The organism is Neorhizobium sp. 05N33 (assembly GCF_056397445.1).
Genome location: NZ_JBFTNK010000013.1, coordinates 18,960 through 35,817 on the forward strand (window position 1 = coordinate 18,960; position 16,858 = coordinate 35,817).

A 16,858-nucleotide genomic window follows, 5' to 3' on the forward strand; every position below is an offset into this window, starting at 1 on the left:
TTTAATGCTTGAGGAGCCAGCCATGAAATTGCAAGATCCTTCCCTGTTCCGCCAAGCCGCTCTTGTCGGTGATAATTGGATCGAGGCCGATCCGAACAACGCCATCGAGGTGAACAACCCGGCGACTGGCGAGATCATCGGTCTCGTGCCGAAGCTGGGTGCCGCCGAGACCAGGACGGCCATCGAGGTCGCTCGCCTGGCGCAGAAGGGTTGGGCTGCCCGCACCGCGAAGGACCGCTGCGCCGTCCTTCGTAAATGGTTCGATCTGATGATCGAGAACAAGGAAGACCTCGGCCGCATCCTGACGCTCGAACAGGGCAAGCCGTTGGCCGAAGCGACTGGCGAGATCGTCTATGGTGCAAGCTTCATCGAATGGTTCGCCGAGGAAGGCCGTCGCATCTATGGCGACTTGATCCCCGGCCACCAGCCCGACAAGCGCATCATGGTGATGAAGCAACCAATCGGCGTCGTCGCGGCAATCACGCCGTGGAACTTCCCCAATGCGATGATCACCCGCAAGGCCGGTCCCGCCTTTGCCGCCGGCTGCGCCATGGTCTTGAAGCCCGCCTCGCAGACGCCGTTTTCGGCGATCGCCATTGCGGTTCTCGCCGAGCGCGCCGGCCTGCCGAAGGGTCTCTTCAGCGTCATCACCGGCTCGGCCGCGGCCATCGGCGGCGAGATGACCTCGAACCCGGTGGTGCGCAAGCTGACCTTTACCGGTTCGACCGAAATCGGCACCGAACTCTACAAGCAGAGCGCCACGACCATCAAAAAACTCGGCCTCGAGCTCGGCGGCAACGCGCCGTTCATCGTTTTCGACGATGCTGATCTCGACGCGGCGGTCGAAGGCGCGCTGATTGCCAAATACCGCAATAACGGCCAGACCTGTGTTTGCGCCAACCGTATCTATGTGCAGGACGGCGTCTATGATGCCTTCGCCGCGAAGCTGGTGGCGGCCGTCGGCAAGCTGAAAACCGGCAACGGCTTTGACGAAGGCGTCATCCTCGGACCGCTGATCGACAAGGCGGCCCTTGCCAAGGTCGAGGAGCATATCGCCGATGCCTTGGGCAAGGGTGCGCGTATCCTGCAGGGTGGCAAGCCACATGCGCTTGGCGGCACCTTCTTCGAAGCGACCATCCTGGGCGATGTCACCAAGGACATGGCGGTGGCGCGCGAAGAAACCTTCGGGCCGCTGGCGCCGCTGTTCCGCTTCAAGGACGAGGCCGACGTCATCGAGCAGGCGAACGATACCGAGTTCGGCCTTGCCTCCTACTTCTACGCCAAGGATCTCGCCCGGGTATTTCGCGTGGCCGAGGCGTTGGAATACGGCATGGTCGGCGTCAACACCGGGCTGATCTCGACAGCCGAAGCGCCGTTTGGCGGCGTCAAACTGTCGGGTCTCGGCCGCGAGGGCTCGAAATACGGCATCGAGGAATTCACCGAAGTCAAATATGTCTGCCTCGGCGGCATCGGCTGAACTGAACAGGAAGAAAAACGATGTCGCACCCGAAGTTTGTCAGCTTTACCCGCAACGGCCACAGTGGATACGGCCTTCTTACGGGAGATGGAATTGTTGACCTTTCCGCCCGCCATGGCACGAAGTGGCCAACGCTGCGCGAGGTGATCGCGGATAGCGCACTGTTGAGGCTCGCGGAGGAAACAGCCGGTGTGCAGCCCGATTTCCCGGTGTCGGACATCCGTTATGAAATCCCTGTTCCGGCCCCGGAGAAAATCATCTGCGTCGGCGTGAACTTCCCCGACCGCAACGAGGAATACAAGGATGGGCAGGCCGCGCCTTCCAATCCTTCCCTGTTCATCCGCTTTCCGCGCTCGCTTACCGGCCACGGCCAGCCGCTGATCCGCCCACCGGAAAGCCCGCAGCTCGATTACGAAGGCGAGATCGTCATCGTCATCGGCAAGGGCGGCCGCCGGATTCCGGAAGCAGAGGCGCTATCCCATATCGCAGCGCTGTCGCTCTGCAATGAGGGCACGATCCGCGACTGGGTCCGCCATGCCAAGTTCAACGTCACCCAGGGCAAGAATTTCGACCGCACCGGCTCGATCGGCCCCTGGCTGATCCCGTTCACGGACGAGGCGCAGATCGCCGACATCAGACTCGAAACCCGCGTCAACGGCGAAGTGCGCCAGAGCGACCGCACCAGCCGGATGATCTTTTCCTTCCGCAAGATCATCAACTACATCTCGACCTTCACTACGCTGGTTCCCGGCGATGTGATCGTCACCGGCACGCCGACCGGCGCCGGTGCCCGCTTCGATCCGCCGATCTGGCTGAAGCCGGGCGATGCCGTCGAGGTCGAGGCCGATGGTATCGGCATCTTGCGCAACACGATCGCAGATGAGGTTTGACTGTGTTGACACCCGATGAAATCCGCCAAGCGGCCGAACAGCTTGACATCGCAGAGAGGACACGCGCACAGACCGGTCTTTTGTCGCTGCAATACCCCGGTATGACGATGGACGACGCCTATGCGGTGCAATCGGCCTGGGTCAAGAAGAAGGTTGCGTCAGGTCGCAGAGTGATCGGCTGGAAGATTGGCCTTACCTCCAAGGCGATGCAGTATGCGCTGAATATCGACATTCCGGATTCCGGCGTCCTCTTCGACGACATGCTGTTCGAGGACGGCGCGACGGTACCTGCGGACCGCTTCATCCAGCCGCGGATCGAGGCAGAGATCGCCTTCATAATGAAGGCTCCGCTGAAGGGGCCCGGCGTCACCGTATTCGATGTGCTGAACGCTACCGACTATATCACCCCAGCGCTGGAAATCCTCGATACGCGCATCCTTAGGGCCGATCCCGGAACAAATAAGGCTCGCACCATCGTCGACACGATTTCCGATAACGCGGCCAATGCCGGCATCGTGCTCGGCGGGCGCATGGCGCGACCCGAGACTGTCGACATGCGCTGGATGGGCGCAATTGTCAGTCGCAACGCCGAAGTCGAGGAAACCGGTCTGGGTGCCGGGGTTCTCAACCAGCCGGCGCGCGGCGTTGCCTGGCTTGCCAATCGGTTGGCTGAATATGGCGACCGCATCGAGGCGGGCCACATCGTCCTTGCCGGCTCTTTCGTTCGCCCGATCGAAGCACGCCACGGCGACACCGTCGTCGCCGATTTCGGACCCTACGGCACCGTTAGCAGCTATTTCGCATAGGAGAGATGCCCATGCCGGCGCCCAAAAACACCTTCAAAGCGGCCTTGATGGAAAAGCGTCCGCAGATCGGACTGTGGCTCGCGCTCGCCAATCCCTATACGGCCGAAATACTGGGTGATGCCGGCTATGATTGGCTGCTGATCGACGGCGAGCATGCCCCGAACGATATCCCTCTGATGACGACGCAATTGCAGGCGCTCAAGGGTTCGCCGAGCCACCCGGTCATCCGGGCACCGATCGGCGAGGCTTGGCTCCTGAAGCAGATCCTCGATATCGGCGCACAGACGGTGCTGGTGCCGATGATCGAGAGCGGCGACCAGGCGAAAGCCATGGTGCGCGCGGTGCGCTACCCGCCGCACGGCGTGCGCGGCGTCGGGGCAGCGCTTGCCCGTGCGTCGGCGTTTAATCGCGTTCCCGACTACCTGCAGACCGCCAATGACGAGGTCTGCCTGTTGCTGCAGATTGAGAGCCGCGCTGGACTGGCCGCACTCGATGACATCGCGGCCACCGACGGCGTAGATGGTGTTTTCATCGGGCCGGCTGATCTTGCCGCCGACATGGGCCATCTCGGTCGGCCCGGCGATGCCGAGGTACAACAGGCGGTGGAAGCGGCGCTGATCCGTATCCGGGCGCTTGGCAAGGCCGCCGGCATCCTGACCGCCGATCAGTCGCTGGCCAAACGCTATCTGGGACTCGGCGCCACCTTCGTCGCTATCGGCAACGATGTCGCCCTCTTGGCAAACGGTGCTTCACGCCAGCTCTCCGATTTTCGAAACGCTGGCGCGACCACCGCCGGAAGTTCGGGCGCGGCAAAGGTCTACTAAAGCGCCTCCCAAATCCTCCAAATTCCCTGCTGCCGCTTTAATGTTTTGGTTTTCCGCATGTCGTGATCGAACCGCTGCACGGTTTGAGGGACATGCTTAAGACGCCGCTACCCTCTGGATAAGCCCCTGAAGCGCGACGAACTGTTCTGCGATCAACTGCCGCGTTGCTCGGTCAGTAAGCTCGCCCTGCGCCGAGATCTTGCTGGCTGCATCTGCGATCATGATCTCGGGCCTGTTCAACACGAATGCATCGAGATAGAGCAGCACCTGTCTCAGGTGGTATTGCGCCCGCGCACCGCCGAGCATGCCGATCGAAGCCGTCTGGATTGCCACCGGCTTGCCCGAAAACGGCGCCGGAGACAGCCGTGATAACCAATCGAGCGCATTCTTCAAAACACCGGGGATCGAGTAATTGTATTCGGGTGTGATGAACACAACGGCATCCGAAGACCGGATGATGTCGGCCCAGTCGAGCACAATGGCAGGACAACCCTCAGAGTGGATATCCGCATTGTAGTGCGGAATACGTTCCATGCCGTCCAGCGGACGGAAGGAGATTCCGGTGGGCGCAAGCGCCGAAAATTCCCGTGCGATTGCCGCATTGAACGATCCTTGGCGAAGACTTCCGCAGATTACCGCGATGCTGATTGTTTTAGTCATTTTCCCTCGCTTTATAGCCTGTTCCGGGGTGAGATTGCCTGTTTCGCGCTCTTGCTTTGATGACAGCGTTCATATAAAGAACATATATGTTCAATTAACGGATATTGTAAAGGAGAGTCATCGCATGGAGGTTCGCGTTGTCAGGCTTGGTCACGTTGGGCTCACGGTCAGGGATATCGATCGCACGATCGATTTTTATTCGACGTATCTCGGGATGCGTCTGACGGAAAAGTTCGAATATCCGGAAGAGAAGATCGGCCACGGCGTTGCCGTTGCCGCGGGAGCTTTCCTGCGGTGTGACGTCACGCATCACGAAATGTCGATCTTCCGGATGCGTCGCAACATTCTCGCCGCCGATGCGCCGGATGCGCCGCGCTTTGGCTTCGGGTTGCACCACATCGCGTTCGAGCTGAACACGCCGGAAGACCTGAAGGGGCTCTTTACGAAAATGCGGGACGGGGGCGTCGAGATCGTCAACAGCCGGAAAGGCGGACCCGGTAACCAGCCGCGCTTCTATGCCCGTGACCCCGATGGGAATCTGCTGGAATTCTACTGGGGTATCGACAAGATCGGTTGGGAGGGCGCATCGCGCGCATACGACCCGATCGAGGAAATCGATCTTCTCAACTTCGATTTCGAAGCCTTTGTCGACCGGCGCGAACGCGATGCAGCCGAGGCGCGCAAGGGCATTCGCTCCGGTCTTAATACCTGACCACTGAACAGAGAGCCTCAACGCTTCGCGCGCTTCGCCAACAGCCGGTCATTGTGCCGTCCGTCTCCAGCCATCTCGATTGGGGTTCTTCACGCTGTTCAAGACGGAAACCAAGGCGCCGCTTTCAGAAGACAGCTGGGATGGTGGCGTCGGCGTGTTGCGCTCCAAGGCCAGGCTGGCGACAGCAACACCTGGTGGGACCTGCAAAGGCTGCTTCTGTCGTCAAGGCGGACGCCTACGGCCCGGGCGTGGGCCGTGTCGCTCCGGCACTCTACGACGCCGGGTGTCGAGATTTTTATGTCGCCCATTTCGCCGAAGCGGTGGCGCTGAAACCCTGCATCGGATCGGATGCCCGTATATTCGTTCTCAACGGTTTGCAGCCAGGCAATGAGATCCGATGTGCCGACGGCGGTTTCATTCCGGTATTGAACTCTCTGGAGCAGGTCGCCAACTGGGCATCGGCAGCGCGCGAGCTGGGCCGGCGTCTGCCGGCCGCCCTGCAGTTCGACACCGGCATGTCGCGGCTCGGCCTTTCTCCTGACGAGGCTCGTCTGCTGTCGACGAACAGGGCGCTTCTCGGCGACATCGATCACCTGTTAGGCCAAGCTGATTCTAACCTATCCCGCAGATGATGATGCTGTGCTCTTCTGGTTCAAGCAGGTTGTCGACAAATACGGCTGGGATTATGTCGACGCATTGGCGAAACAGGAGCCGATTTATGTGCGTGGCACGCAGGCTCCGGCAGACATGGTGGAAAGCGGCGCCGCGACCGCTACCTTCTCCACCGATGGCGGTCTGGTGCCATTCGACGGCACGGTCTCTCGTTTCGTGCTGCCCAAGGAAGATCCCTTTGTTGCATGCCCTCAGCAAGCCGCAATCCTAAAGGGCTCTCAGCACCCCCAAGCAGCAAAGCTTTATCTCGATCATAGGTCAGCGGGGTGCTCAACAGGCGAATAGGGTTTGCGATCAGCTTCACGTCGCCAGTCCGTTCGTTCGGTACCTCGACCACCATTTGGCGATGGCGGATCTGCGGGTTGCCAAGCATTTGCGGAATCGTGTTGATGGGGCTGCAAGGAATGTCGGCGGCTGTAAGACCCTCCACCCAATCCGCGACCCGCGCACCCGCGAATGCCTCATCGAGCCGCGGCAACAGCACGGCGCTGTTCGCCATCCGATCGCGGTTGGTGCGGAAGCGCGGATCGTCCGCGACGTCCGGGATATCCAGCACCTCGCAAAGTCGGTTGAACTGCCGGTCGTTCCCGACGGCAATCATGATGTCCACGTCGGCACGCCCGAAGGCCTGCCACGGACACGTGATCTGCGAAGCGGAGCCGGCGCGCACCGGCGCCTCCCCTGACACAAGATAGTTCATCGCAATATGCGACATGCTGGAGACCTGGGCATCGAGAAGAGCAAGATCGATCTGTTGCCCGCCTCCTCCGCGATCACGGTGGCTGAGAGCGGCAAGAATGGCGATCGTCGCGTAGAGACCGGCCGTGATGTCGGAGACGCTGTAGCCGACGAGGTTCGGCCCCGCTCCTGGCAAACCGTCGGGGACACCGGTGATGCTCATGAGACCGCTCAGGGCCTGAAACAACGGGTCGTAGCCAGGCAGATCCGCATTGGGTCCTGTCTGGCCGAAGCCGGTGATAGAACAATAGACGACGTCGGGATTGACCTGGCGGATATCCTCGTAACCGAGCCCGTAGCGCGCCAACGTGCCGACCTTGAAGTTCTCGATGACGACATCGGCGTTCACTGCAAGTTCCCGGACGATCTTCTGCCCTTCCGGCGCCTTCAGATCGACGGCAACTGATTTTTTTCCACGGTTCGTGGCCAGGAAAGACGAGGTCTCTCCGGTTTCGCGACCCTGCGCGTCCTTGCGGTTGATACCGAGATGGCGAACGTCGTCACCATATACGGGATGCTCGATCTTGATCACCTCGGCACCTAGATCGGCCAGGATCTGACCGGCCAACGGACCGGCGAATACACGGCTGAGGTCGAGCACTGTCAGGTGAGAAAGGCAACCGCTCGCTACAGGTGGAGCGCTGGGCGACGGGGCTTCTGTCGTTGTCATAAGCGTCTTTCGTCTCGTCAGGAGGGCAGATCTAGCACCGACCTTGCCAGCACGTTTCGCAATATTTCGTTGGAACCACCGAAGATTGTCGTCGGGCGTGCCATCAGATAGGTCCCGGCGGCATGCAGTTTGGGATCATTTTCAAGAGGTGCCAGCAGGGCCGAACTCGCGCCGCCGATCGCCATCATTTCCTCAGAGACGCGCTGGTAGAGTTCGCTCTGGAAAATCTTCATGACCGAAACCTCGGGGCCGATCGCTTCGCCCTGGCGTAGCTTCTCGACATAGGTCTCGAACAGCGCCGTCAGATCCGCCACGTCGAGCCGCAGCCTGGTGAACCGGTCCTGGAAGTCCGGATCCCGATCGACCCCGACCTTGCAGGCGAGAAGGTGCAGGCGGCTCAGCGCCTGAGCCGAAAGCCGCGGCGCTCCGATGAAGACCCGTTCATGTCCGAGTAGCGCCTTAGCCATGGTCCAGCCCTGGTTGACCTCTCCCACCAGGTTGGCTGCAGGCACCCGGACATCATCGAAAAACACCTCGCAGAACTCGTCGTGCATCTCGAGGTTCTCGATTGGGCGCACGGTGATACCGGGCAGGTCCATCGGCATGAGGATGAAGCTGATTCCGGCCTGCTTCTTTGCGTTCTTGTCGGTGCGGGCAAGAATGAAGATCCAGTTCGCGTCGTTTCCTAGAGTCGTCCAGGTCTTCTGGCCGTTGATGATCCATTCTTCACCGTCCAGCACCGCTTCGGTGCGCACGGCGGCGAGATCGGAGCCCGCATTCGGCTCGCTATAGCCTTGCGCCCAGATGTGTTTGCCGCTCAGGATCGGCGGAAGAAACCTGGCTTTCTGCTCGTCAGTTCCGAACCGGATCAGCAGCGGCCCGAGCATGACAGGCCCGATATCGTTGATGCGCACCGCACCGAAGCGCTCGTTTTCCTCGATCCAGATCAATTGCTTTGTGGCGGAAAGCCCCATGCCGCCATACTCGACCGGCCATGCGGGAGCGATCCATCCCTTCTGAGCTAAGGCCATGTACCACGGTCGGCTTTGGCTGAAATGCAGACGCCTCTGCGAGAAGCGAGGAATGTCGGGATAATTTGCCTCGATGAAGGCGCGGGCTTCGCTGCGGAAGTCCGCATCGCTCATAGTGCGATAAATTTCGTTTCGGGTATTGCAACTCATTTTCTCTCCCGGCGGCTAAGCAGCCTGGACAAAGGGCTGGGTGGCGGCAAAGCGCTTCCGGTGAAAGTTGGCACTGCCGAACTGGTTGGCCCAAACAATCGCCTTGCGGACATAAAGGCCAATATCGTGTTCGTCCGTAAAGCCGATCGCGCCGTGCATTTGCACACCTTCTCTGGCAACGAGCATGGCGGTGTCCGATGCGCGCGTCTTGACCTGCGACACAAGCGCGGCGCGGCGCGGCGCCGGCACACCGGCGTCAAGAGCCGCCGCAGCCATGGCGATGCTGGCGGCAAGCAATTCCACTTGGATCTTCACGTCCGCGGCTCGGTGCTGCAAGGCCTGGAAGCTGCCGATCGGCTTGCCGAACTGATGACRCACCCTCAGATAATCGAGCGTCATTGACAGCGCCGTCTCGCACAGTCCAAGCAAATAGGCGCCGCTCGCGAGAACGGCTTCGTCGAATGCGGCAGCCGGGTCGTCGAGAGGCAAGATCGCGGCAGGCGCGGCTTCTATCACGAGATCGCCGAAATGACCGCCGTCCTGCGTTCCCTCATTGTCGATGCGAAGACCCTGTGCACCCGCCTCGACCAGGCCGGCCTTATCGGCCGCAGTCACCAGAAACGCGTCCGCACCTCCTGCGCCAGGGACGAAACGCTTTCTACCGGATGCCTTGCCGGCTATGAGCTTGATCGTGGCGGCCCAATCGAGGCCGTCCCAATCTTCCTGCCAGGCGGGAAGAACGATACGTCGGCCGGACAGTACGGCCTCATCGGCCGCTTCGCCCATCAGCCTCACGGCGAGCGCCCCGTGGATCAAGGGTTCCGGAACGAGGCCGCTGCCAAGGACGCGGGCCAGTGCACAATAGGCATCCATTCCCAGTCCGAGGCCGCCGGCCGCCTCAGGCAGGCGCAACATCAGCCAGCCCATTTCAGCCATCTGTTGATAGACGTTGCGATCAAAACCTTTATCTGTGAACCGCAATCCGCGGATACGCCGCAGCCCGCTTCCGGCGGGCACAAAAGCGCGCGCGCTATCACGGATCATTTCTATTTCCAAAGGATCGGACACGGCTCTCCTCCCAACCCTATCAATCTATAAATCAACTTATTGCGTTTTATGGGATCGTCAAGGACCGAGGAGTGAGCCTCGCGGCAATCCAACCGGAGGCAGTTGCCGGCCCCGACAACGAGAATCGCAATAGACTTGAATATATCATAGATATAGTTTTATGCTTTTCAAGGCAAAGATGGACCGCTCGCTCGGCTTCGGGCGGTACGGTCAATCGCGACAGAGGAAAATTCGTAATGACATTCCAGCCTTCAGACCGGCTCAGGATCGAGAAGACCGATAAGGTCGCAACGATCACGCTCGACAATCCGCCCGTGAACGTCGTCACCTTGGCGCTCTATCAGGAGCTTGCCGATCTGTTTCAGGACGCAAGCAACTGGACGGACGTCAACTGCATCATCCTGACCGGGTCCGGCAGCAAGGCTTTCTGTGCCGGGCTGGACCTGAACGAGTTTCTAGCAGCCACGGTCGAGGACGACCCCTACCGCGCCCGCATCATACGCCGATGCTTCGAAACCATCCGCAAATGCGGCTTGCCGACGATCGCTGCGGTCAACGGGCCGGCACTCGGTGCCGGCGCGGTCATTGCTTCCGTATGCGATATCCGCATCGCCTCGCAAAATGCTCGTTTCGGACTGCCGGAAATCAATGTCGGCCGCTGCGGTGCGACAGCGCACATGGGACGCCATCTGCCGCAGAGCGTTCTGCGGCGCATGTTCTTTACGGGGCAGCCGATCAGCGTCGAGGAGGCGGAACGCTGGGGCTTTGTCGACCGCATTGTGCCGTTGGAGCAACTGATGGACGAGGCCAATGCGCTGGCCGCGGTGATTGCCACCAAGTCTCCGCTCGGCCTGCGGCTCGGCAAAGAGGCATTGAACGCCGTGGAGTTCATGGTGGTCGAGGACGGCTATCAGTTGGAGCAGGGTTTCAGCACCAGACTAATGATGACGGAGGACGCCCGGGAGGCAACGAGGGCGGTCGTCGAGAAGCGTGCGCCCGTTTTCAAGGGGCGGTGATCGGGCGATGGAGGATCAGATGAAAGCAGATGCCGAAGCAAACTTTGTCGCTATCGAGATCGAGGATGGGGTGCTTGTCGCAACGATCGACAACCCCCCGGTCAATGCGGGCTCCTGGGGTGTTCGCAAGGGGCTCGCCGACGCCATGGCGCGCGCGGCGGGTGACAGCTCCATCGAGGCGGTGGTGATCATCGGCGGAGGCAAGACGTTCATTTCCGGCTCCGACATCCGCGAATTCGGCAAGCCGCTGCGGGAACCGCTGGTTCCGCAAGTCAATGCAGCCATCGAACAATGCCCGAAGCCGGTGGTAGCCGCCATTCATGGCGTAGCTCTCGGCGGTGGTTATGAGATCGCCCTGGCATGCGATCGCCGTATTGCGAGCCCGGATGCGGTGGTCGGCCTGCCGGAAGTCCGGCTCGGCATCATTCCCGGCGCCGGCGGAACACAGCGCCTGCCCCGGCTCACGGGCATGAGCAGGGCGATTGACCTGATCACCTCCGGGCGTCGGGTCCCGGCACCGGAAGCGGCGGAGCTTGGCATGATCGATGCGATCGCGGATGAGGATCTGCTCAGGCACGCGGTAGCGGCGGCGAAGTCGATGGCCGGAGGAAAGCGCCGTCTGCGGGACATGTCACCCCCCGTCGAGCCGGCGGAACCCTTGGATGAGGCCAAGGCGAAGGCGCTAAAAGGCGCCAAGGGACTCAACTCGATCGCGATCGTGCTGGATGTGCTGGACCGCACTGCGTCGATGGATTTCGATGCGGCGCTTGCCGTCGAGCGTGCGGCCTTCGACAAGCTTCGCTGTGGCGAGCAGGCAACCGCGCTACGCTATCAGTTCTTCGCGGAGCGACAGGCGCTGCAGATCCCCGAGATCGAGGGGATTCAGCCAGCGGCTGTCCGGAATGTCGGCATCCTCGGCGCCGGAACGATGGGATCTGGCATAGCGATCGCATTCCTGGATGCGGGCTATGGCGTGACGCTGATCGACAGGACCGATGAGGCGCTGGCCGCCGGCATTAGCCGCATCCGCGAAAACTACAAGAAGTCGGTGGAGGCCGGGCGTATTGCCGAGGGCAAGGCCGCTGCGACGATTGAGCGGCTGACGACAACGATCGATGTGGATACCCTTTCCGGCTGCGATCTTCTGCTTGAGGCGGTGTTCGAGGATTACGACGTCAAATTGCCGGTGATGCGGCAACTCGGCGAACTGGCCGGACCGGGCGCGGTGATCGCATCGAACACATCCTATCTCGATCTTGACAGGCTCGCCGAAGCAAGTGGCCGCCCGCAGGACGTCGTCGGCCTGCATTTCTTCAGCCCGGCACATATCATGAAACTTCTGGAGGTGGTTCGCGGCAGGGAGACCTCGGCTCGTGCGCTGGCGACCGCGCTTCAGATCGCCAAACGTCTGAAGAAAACCGCTGTCGTCGCCGGCGTCGGGGAAGGGTTCATCGGCAACCGCATCTATGCCGCCTACCGGCGACACTGCGAGTTCATGGTCGAGGACGGCGCCTCGCCCGAACAGGTGGATCGCGCGCTCGAAAGTTTCGGCTTTGCTATGGGACCCTTTGCCGTTTCCGACTTGTCCGGCCTCGACATCGCCTGGAAGACACGCCAGCGGCAGGCCGCAAGCCGCGATCCGCGCGAGCGCTATGTTAGGATTGCCGACCGGCTGTGCGAGGCCGGACGCCTCGGCCGCAAAACCGGCGCCGGTTGGTATGCCTATGGGGCGGTGGGCGGACGCCGGACGCCCGATCCCGAAACGCAGCGCGTCATCGAGGCTTGCCGAACCGAGGCCGGCCGTGCCGGCCACAGCTTCGCGGAACAGGACATCGTCCGCAGGGCGTTGGCAGCCATGGTCAACGAAGCGGCGCTGCTGCTGGAGGAAGGTATTGCCCAGCGTGTCTCGGACGTCGATCTCGCAATGGTGAACGGCTATGGTTTTCCGGCCTATCGCGGCGGTCCGCTGTTCTGGGCGGATCGGCAGCCTCGCGCGCATCTCGAAAGCGCTATGGACGAGCTTGCGGAGGCGGCCGGCCACGGTTTCAGGCGGGGCGACCTTGGTCGCGTGCTTAGCCGATAGCAATAGGAAGGCGCAAGCTCGGCTGAAGCCGGAAGTGACGATAGTGTCCTCGGGGAGGAAAATTACAATGAATGATCAGGAAGCCGCTCCGGCCGGTCCACTGGCAGGCGTCCTCGTCGTCGACCTGACGCGGGTGATGGCCGGCCCCTATGCGACAATGATCCTGAATGATCTCGGAGCTCGCGTGATCAAGGTCGAAGATCCGGACGGAGGCGACGATTCTCGCGGCTTCGGGCCGATCCACGGGCACACGTCCACCTACTTCGCCTCGGTCAACCGCGGCAAACAGTCGATTGCTCTTAACCTGAAATCCGAGGCGGACCGAAAGATTCTGTTCGACCTTCTCGCGGGTGCCGACGTGCTTGTCGAAAACTTCCGCCCCGGCGTCATGGACCGGTTAGGCATGAGTACCCGACTACTGAGCGAGCGGTTCCCGCGCCTGATCTACGCTTCGCTTTCCGGATTCGGTCAGACCGGGCCGTACCGCGACCGTGCGGCCTATGACATCGTCGTCCAGGCGATGGGCGGCATGATGAGCGTCACCGGCTTTCCCGATGGACCGCCGGCCCGCATCGGCACGTCGATTGGCGACATAGGTGCCGGTGTCTTCACCGCGCTCGGCATCTGTGGCGCACTTTTCAGCCGGCAGAACTCTGGAAAAGGTTGCACGATAGACGTCGGCATGCTCGATTGTCAGATCGCCCTGCACGAGAACGCGATTACCCGGCATGTGGCGACCGGCGAGATACCGGGGCCGATGGGCAGCAAGCATCCGCTGATCGCGCCGTTCCAGGCTTTTCAGACCGCAGATGCCTGGATCGTGATCGCCGCCGGCAACGACACGCTTTTTGCCCGCTTCGTCCATGCCATAGGCCGGCCGGATCTGTCCGAAAACCCGCTGTTCAACGGCCGGTTGATGCGGCAACGGCATCATCAGGCCCTCGAAATCGAAGTCGAAATCACGCTTGCCCATAAAACCGCGGCGGACTGGTTGTCGTTGCTGCAGGAGGCGGGCATCCCCTGCGGTCCGATCAACACCGTCGCCGACCTGATAAATGATCCGCAGCTTCGGGCGCGCAACATGTTGTGCAGCACTCGCAATAAAGCCGGCGAGTTGTTCACGGTCGTCGGCAATCCGATGAAGTTCTCGGCATTCGCGGATACGGCCGAACGCCAGCCCGTTCCGGAGCTTGACCAGGACCGTGCGGACATCCTCGCGGAACTATACTCGCGGGAGGCTGACCAGAACGATCAGCCTCCCGCGAGTATGCCGCGAACCTGAGTTACTTCGGGAGCGTGTCAGCCCAGTCCGCGATCGCGTCGGCGGTCTCGACCGGCTTTTCTGCGGGCAATGCATGGCTCGCATTCGGGATGACGGCTACAGTCACTCTATCACCGAACTCATCCTTGGCCTCCAACCGCGAGCTTTCGGGTCGAAAAGGGTCCGCCCCGGCCTGCAGATCAAGCAACGGTGCCTTCCCCGCTGCCCACCAGTCGGCCTGGTTGGTGAGCTTGCGGGCCTCGCGCTGAGACTTCGTCACATCCTGGTGCCAGCCTTCCAGCCACTCAGTGGGGTCGTTGCCTTCGGCAAAGAAAGCCAGACGCAATCCGGCCAGTTTCTGTTCGCGCGAGGATGCCGGATCATTGATCATGGTAATGGCATCGGAGAGTTCCTGCGGCCACTTCTTTGCGCCGCCGGCAACAAGAACAACGCCCCGCGCCATCTCGGGGTAGTCCGACGCAATCGTCTTTGCGATCCATTGCCCATAGGCGTGGCCAGCAACCACAGCGCGGCCACCTTCCGCCTTGATCACCGCAGCGAAGTCGCGTGCGAAATCGTGGAACGTCACATCGTTCATGGGGCCGCGCGAGCCGCCGATGCCGCGGGGTTCGGGAAGCGCTACCCTGTAGCCGCGCTTGGCCAGCCGGTCGGCCAATGGCCCAAACTCTGACGTACCACGGCCGGTCGATGCAATGATCACGACGAGCGGACCGTCGCCACGTACCGAATAGGAAATCGTGGCGTTACCGTTGACGACAGTTTTTTCTTCGGCGGCCAATGCAGCCAGATTGCCGCTGAAGACGAATGAACCCGCCATGCAGGCGGCCAGTGCAAACTTTCCAATATTCATGGTGCTCCTCCCGTTGACACGCCCTCAGGCGTCAATAAAGCAATAACATGCTTTATTGATTTATCCAATGCGGCAAGCGCACTATCAGGATGGTAGGAGCACCGAAAAGATCGCTATTTGATCAGTTTCATGTCAATACGCACCATATCGCCGCGGTAAAGGCCGTTGGCGACCAGCAGCAGAGCCCCGTCCTCGTTGACCGCCAGTCTCTGGACCTTGGCGATCGGCTCGGCCAGCCCGATGTCAAGCAAAGTGGCGGTCTCGAGATCAGCGGAATCGATCGTCAATATTTGTCGGGCGTCGACCACTCTGTACCCGGGCAGTTCCGACACTAGCCGCATGGCGGTGGTCTTCGAAAAGTTCTCTTCCGGGATGAGACCCCGCAGCCGCTCGTCAACGAAAACGTCAGCGACAAGAAAAGGCACGCCACCGCGACTGTGAAGGCGGCGGAGATGGCGATAAGCGGGGACGACTTTACCGACATCGAACCCGGACTGGTCGAGGCTCTGATTGGCCACGTCGGAAAGAATTTTGATGTCAGCGTCTAAGCGGGACATCAAGAGCCCGTTCCAATCCGTCTGCACCTCGCACCATAGATCACGGCGAGGTTTCTGGCGCACGAATGTACCCTTGGCGCGAAACCGTTCGATCAGACCTTCCTTCTCGAGAATATCGAGCGCCTGACGAATGGTCATACCGGCAACGCCACATTCTCTTGCCAGCATCTCGACCGTGGGAATCTGGGATCCGACCGGCCATGTCCCGTTTTCCACCCACTTCCGGAACAGGGATGCAAGCTGTATGTAGCGAGCAACGGAACTTTTGTCTAAGGCGGTTGCGGTCTGAGATCTCGAGGTGGCTTCGGACATGTTATCTTTCCTCATACCGATCAAGGTCGGTGACGTCCGGCGTTTCCGTTCCGGGTGAAGTTCAAGCTCATCATATAGAGTTTTGATTTTTTGTCGAAAAGCCTCTTTCGCCTGAATGCCCCTCAGAATATTTGCGCGATGGACTCCTCAACCACAAGACGTTCCACCGCCTGGACAAGATCGGCGACGTAGCGCTCGGTGACGGCGGCCGAGTGCGGCGTCAAAAGGACATTTGCAAGCGTCATGAACCTCCGATCCGGATTTGGCTCATTTTCGAAAACATCGAGCGCGGCTCCCGCTATCTCCCCCCGTGAGAGCGTTCCGATAAGTGCTTCCTCATCGACAACGGAGCCCCGTGAGATATTCACAAGGTAGCCTCGTGGTCCCAAAGCGGAGAGAACCGGCGAGCCTACCAGATGGCGGGTCTCCGGCCCGCCCGGGCATGTGAGCACCAAGAAATCCGACCATTCGGCAAGCCTCACCACGTCCGGCTGGAATTCCCAGATCCTCGCCGGACGTGGGTGGCGCGCGCTGTACGCGATCTTGCAGCCGAGAGCTTCCAGCCTCGCGGCCACCAGCGAACCGATCCGCCCCAAGCCGACAATCCCGACGCGGCTGCCGGCAAGCCGCGGGGTTGGCGTGAAACGCCTCCCGGACCAGTCTCCGGAACGGACGAAACGATCCGCAGCCATGAGGTTGCGTGCAAGCGCCAGTGTTAGCGCCACCCCCATCTCGGCCGCGTCGGAAATGACAACCTCGGCGGTGTCCCTGAGCTTGATGCCTCGCGCTGCCAAAATATCGAAATCATATCTGTCCCGCCCGGCGCCGCAGCTGATGATCGTTTTCAGTGCCGGCAGGCGGTCGAGATCCGCCTGATCCACGCCGCGCATCGCGCTGGTCACCAGCAGGCGGAGCTGCTGAAGGACCTCTGCGGACTGCTCTTCCAGCCCCGGCATAGGAACAACATTTCCAAGCGTATGCAGCAGGTCCCTTACCGCCGGCTGGACCTGATCATAGACGCCAATGGTCAAGGAGTGGCTCATCTTATCGACTCTTGCGC

15 protein-coding genes and 1 pseudogene are annotated in these 16,858 nt (G+C 61.0%); 9 read left to right on the top strand and 7 right to left on the bottom strand.

What is annotated here, in order from left to right; all coding sequences use genetic code 11:
• The first annotated feature begins 22 nt into the window (after window positions 1-22).
• From gabD to hpaI, 4 genes are read left to right on the top strand one after another with little or no spacing between them, the layout of a single operon-like run.
• Window positions 23-1,477, top strand: coding sequence for an NADP-dependent succinate-semialdehyde dehydrogenase (gene gabD / locus AC1DLT_RS24745; protein ID WP_436112865.1), 1,455 nt, complete (start codon window positions 23-25; stop codon window positions 1,475-1,477).
• Between the two features lie 20 nt (window positions 1,478-1,497).
• Entirely contained in the window at window positions 1,498-2,367 is an 870-nt protein-coding gene (locus AC1DLT_RS24750; RefSeq protein WP_436112866.1) for a fumarylacetoacetate hydrolase family protein, read from the top strand.
• A 2-nt stretch (window positions 2,368-2,369) separates the two neighbouring features.
• On the top strand, window positions 2,370-3,173 hold the full coding sequence (gene hpaH / locus AC1DLT_RS24755; RefSeq protein ID WP_436112867.1) for a 2-oxo-hept-4-ene-1,7-dioate hydratase: 804 nt from the start codon (window positions 2,370-2,372) through the stop codon (window positions 3,171-3,173).
• An 11-nt stretch (window positions 3,174-3,184) separates the two neighbouring features.
• Window positions 3,185-3,997: a 4-hydroxy-2-oxoheptanedioate aldolase gene (gene hpaI / locus AC1DLT_RS24760; protein WP_436112868.1), complete on the top strand. Its 813-nt coding sequence runs from the start codon at window positions 3,185-3,187 to the stop codon at window positions 3,995-3,997.
• A 96-nt stretch (window positions 3,998-4,093) separates the two neighbouring features.
• On the opposite strand, the gene AC1DLT_RS24765 is transcribed toward hpaI, so the two are convergent.
• Window positions 4,094-4,657 carry an NADPH-dependent FMN reductase gene (locus AC1DLT_RS24765; RefSeq protein ID WP_477488516.1) on the bottom strand — a complete coding sequence of 188 codons (564 nt, stop codon included), beginning with the start codon at window positions 4,655-4,657 and terminating at the stop codon, window positions 4,094-4,096.
• On the opposite strand from AC1DLT_RS24765, the gene AC1DLT_RS24770 reads away from it, so the two are divergent.
• Both AC1DLT_RS24770 and AC1DLT_RS24775 read left to right on the top strand, forming a co-directional pair.
• Entirely contained in the window at window positions 4,560-5,369 is an 810-nt protein-coding gene (locus AC1DLT_RS24770) for a VOC family protein (RefSeq protein ID WP_477488517.1), read from the top strand. The two genes, AC1DLT_RS24765 and AC1DLT_RS24770, sit on opposite strands and share 98 nt — an antisense overlap.
• 209 nt (window positions 5,370-5,578) lie before the next feature.
• Window positions 5,579-5,959: pseudogene (locus AC1DLT_RS24775) on the top strand (alanine racemase); the annotation flags it as partial.
• 182 nt (window positions 5,960-6,141) lie between these two features.
• Here AC1DLT_RS24775 and AC1DLT_RS24780 read toward each other — a convergent pair.
• Genes AC1DLT_RS24780 through AC1DLT_RS24790 form a run of 3 tightly spaced genes read right to left on the bottom strand, consistent with a single transcriptional unit; the run spans window position 6,142 to window position 9,674 of the window.
• The gene (locus tag AC1DLT_RS24780) at window positions 6,142-7,449 is read right to left on the bottom strand and encodes a CaiB/BaiF CoA transferase family protein (RefSeq protein ID WP_477488518.1); all 1,308 of its coding nucleotides are present in this window, start codon (window positions 7,447-7,449) and stop codon (window positions 6,142-6,144) included.
• Window positions 7,450-7,466: 17 nt separating this feature from the next.
• Window positions 7,467-8,630: an acyl-CoA dehydrogenase family protein gene (locus AC1DLT_RS24785; protein ID WP_436112872.1), complete on the bottom strand. Its 1,164-nt coding sequence runs from the start codon at window positions 8,628-8,630 to the stop codon at window positions 7,467-7,469.
• Between the two features lie 15 nt (window positions 8,631-8,645).
• The gene (locus tag AC1DLT_RS24790) at window positions 8,646-9,674 is read right to left on the bottom strand and encodes an acyl-CoA dehydrogenase family protein (protein ID WP_477488519.1); all 1,029 of its coding nucleotides are present in this window, start codon (window positions 9,672-9,674) and stop codon (window positions 8,646-8,648) included.
• A gap of 260 nt (window positions 9,675-9,934) precedes the next feature.
• Here AC1DLT_RS24790 and AC1DLT_RS24795 point away from each other — a divergent pair, with 260 nt between their 5' ends.
• The 3 genes from AC1DLT_RS24795 (at window position 9,935) to AC1DLT_RS24805 (ending at window position 14,079) form a co-directional block, all read left to right on the top strand.
• Complete coding sequence (locus tag AC1DLT_RS24795) at window positions 9,935-10,714, top strand: enoyl-CoA hydratase-related protein (RefSeq protein WP_436112874.1); 780 nt, start codon at window positions 9,935-9,937, stop codon at window positions 10,712-10,714.
• A 19-nt stretch (window positions 10,715-10,733) separates the two neighbouring features.
• Window positions 10,734-12,797, top strand: a complete 2,064-nt coding sequence (locus tag AC1DLT_RS24800) for a 3-hydroxyacyl-CoA dehydrogenase NAD-binding domain-containing protein (RefSeq protein WP_477488520.1) — start codon at window positions 10,734-10,736, stop codon at window positions 12,795-12,797.
• Between the two features lie 67 nt (window positions 12,798-12,864).
• A complete protein-coding gene (locus AC1DLT_RS24805; RefSeq protein ID WP_477488521.1) occupies window positions 12,865-14,079 on the top strand; it encodes a CaiB/BaiF CoA transferase family protein in 1,215 nt (404 codons plus the stop codon).
• 1 nt (window position 14,080) lies between these two features.
• Here AC1DLT_RS24805 and AC1DLT_RS24810 read toward each other — a convergent pair whose 3' ends face one another.
• The 3 genes from AC1DLT_RS24810 to AC1DLT_RS24820 all read right to left on the bottom strand — a co-directional run bounded on the left by AC1DLT_RS24810 (window position 14,081) and on the right by AC1DLT_RS24820 (window position 16,829).
• Window positions 14,081-14,929 carry an alpha/beta fold hydrolase gene (locus AC1DLT_RS24810; RefSeq protein WP_436112877.1) on the bottom strand — a complete coding sequence of 283 codons (849 nt, stop codon included), beginning with the start codon at window positions 14,927-14,929 and terminating at the stop codon, window positions 14,081-14,083.
• A gap of 113 nt (window positions 14,930-15,042) precedes the next feature.
• Window positions 15,043-15,798 carry a GntR family transcriptional regulator gene (locus tag AC1DLT_RS24815; protein WP_436112878.1) on the bottom strand — a complete coding sequence of 252 codons (756 nt, stop codon included), beginning with the start codon at window positions 15,796-15,798 and terminating at the stop codon, window positions 15,043-15,045.
• 122 nt (window positions 15,799-15,920) lie between these two features.
• Window positions 15,921-16,829: an NAD(P)-dependent oxidoreductase gene (locus tag AC1DLT_RS24820; protein ID WP_477488522.1), complete on the bottom strand. Its 909-nt coding sequence runs from the start codon at window positions 16,827-16,829 to the stop codon at window positions 15,921-15,923.
• Window positions 16,830-16,858: the final 29 nt, after the last annotated feature.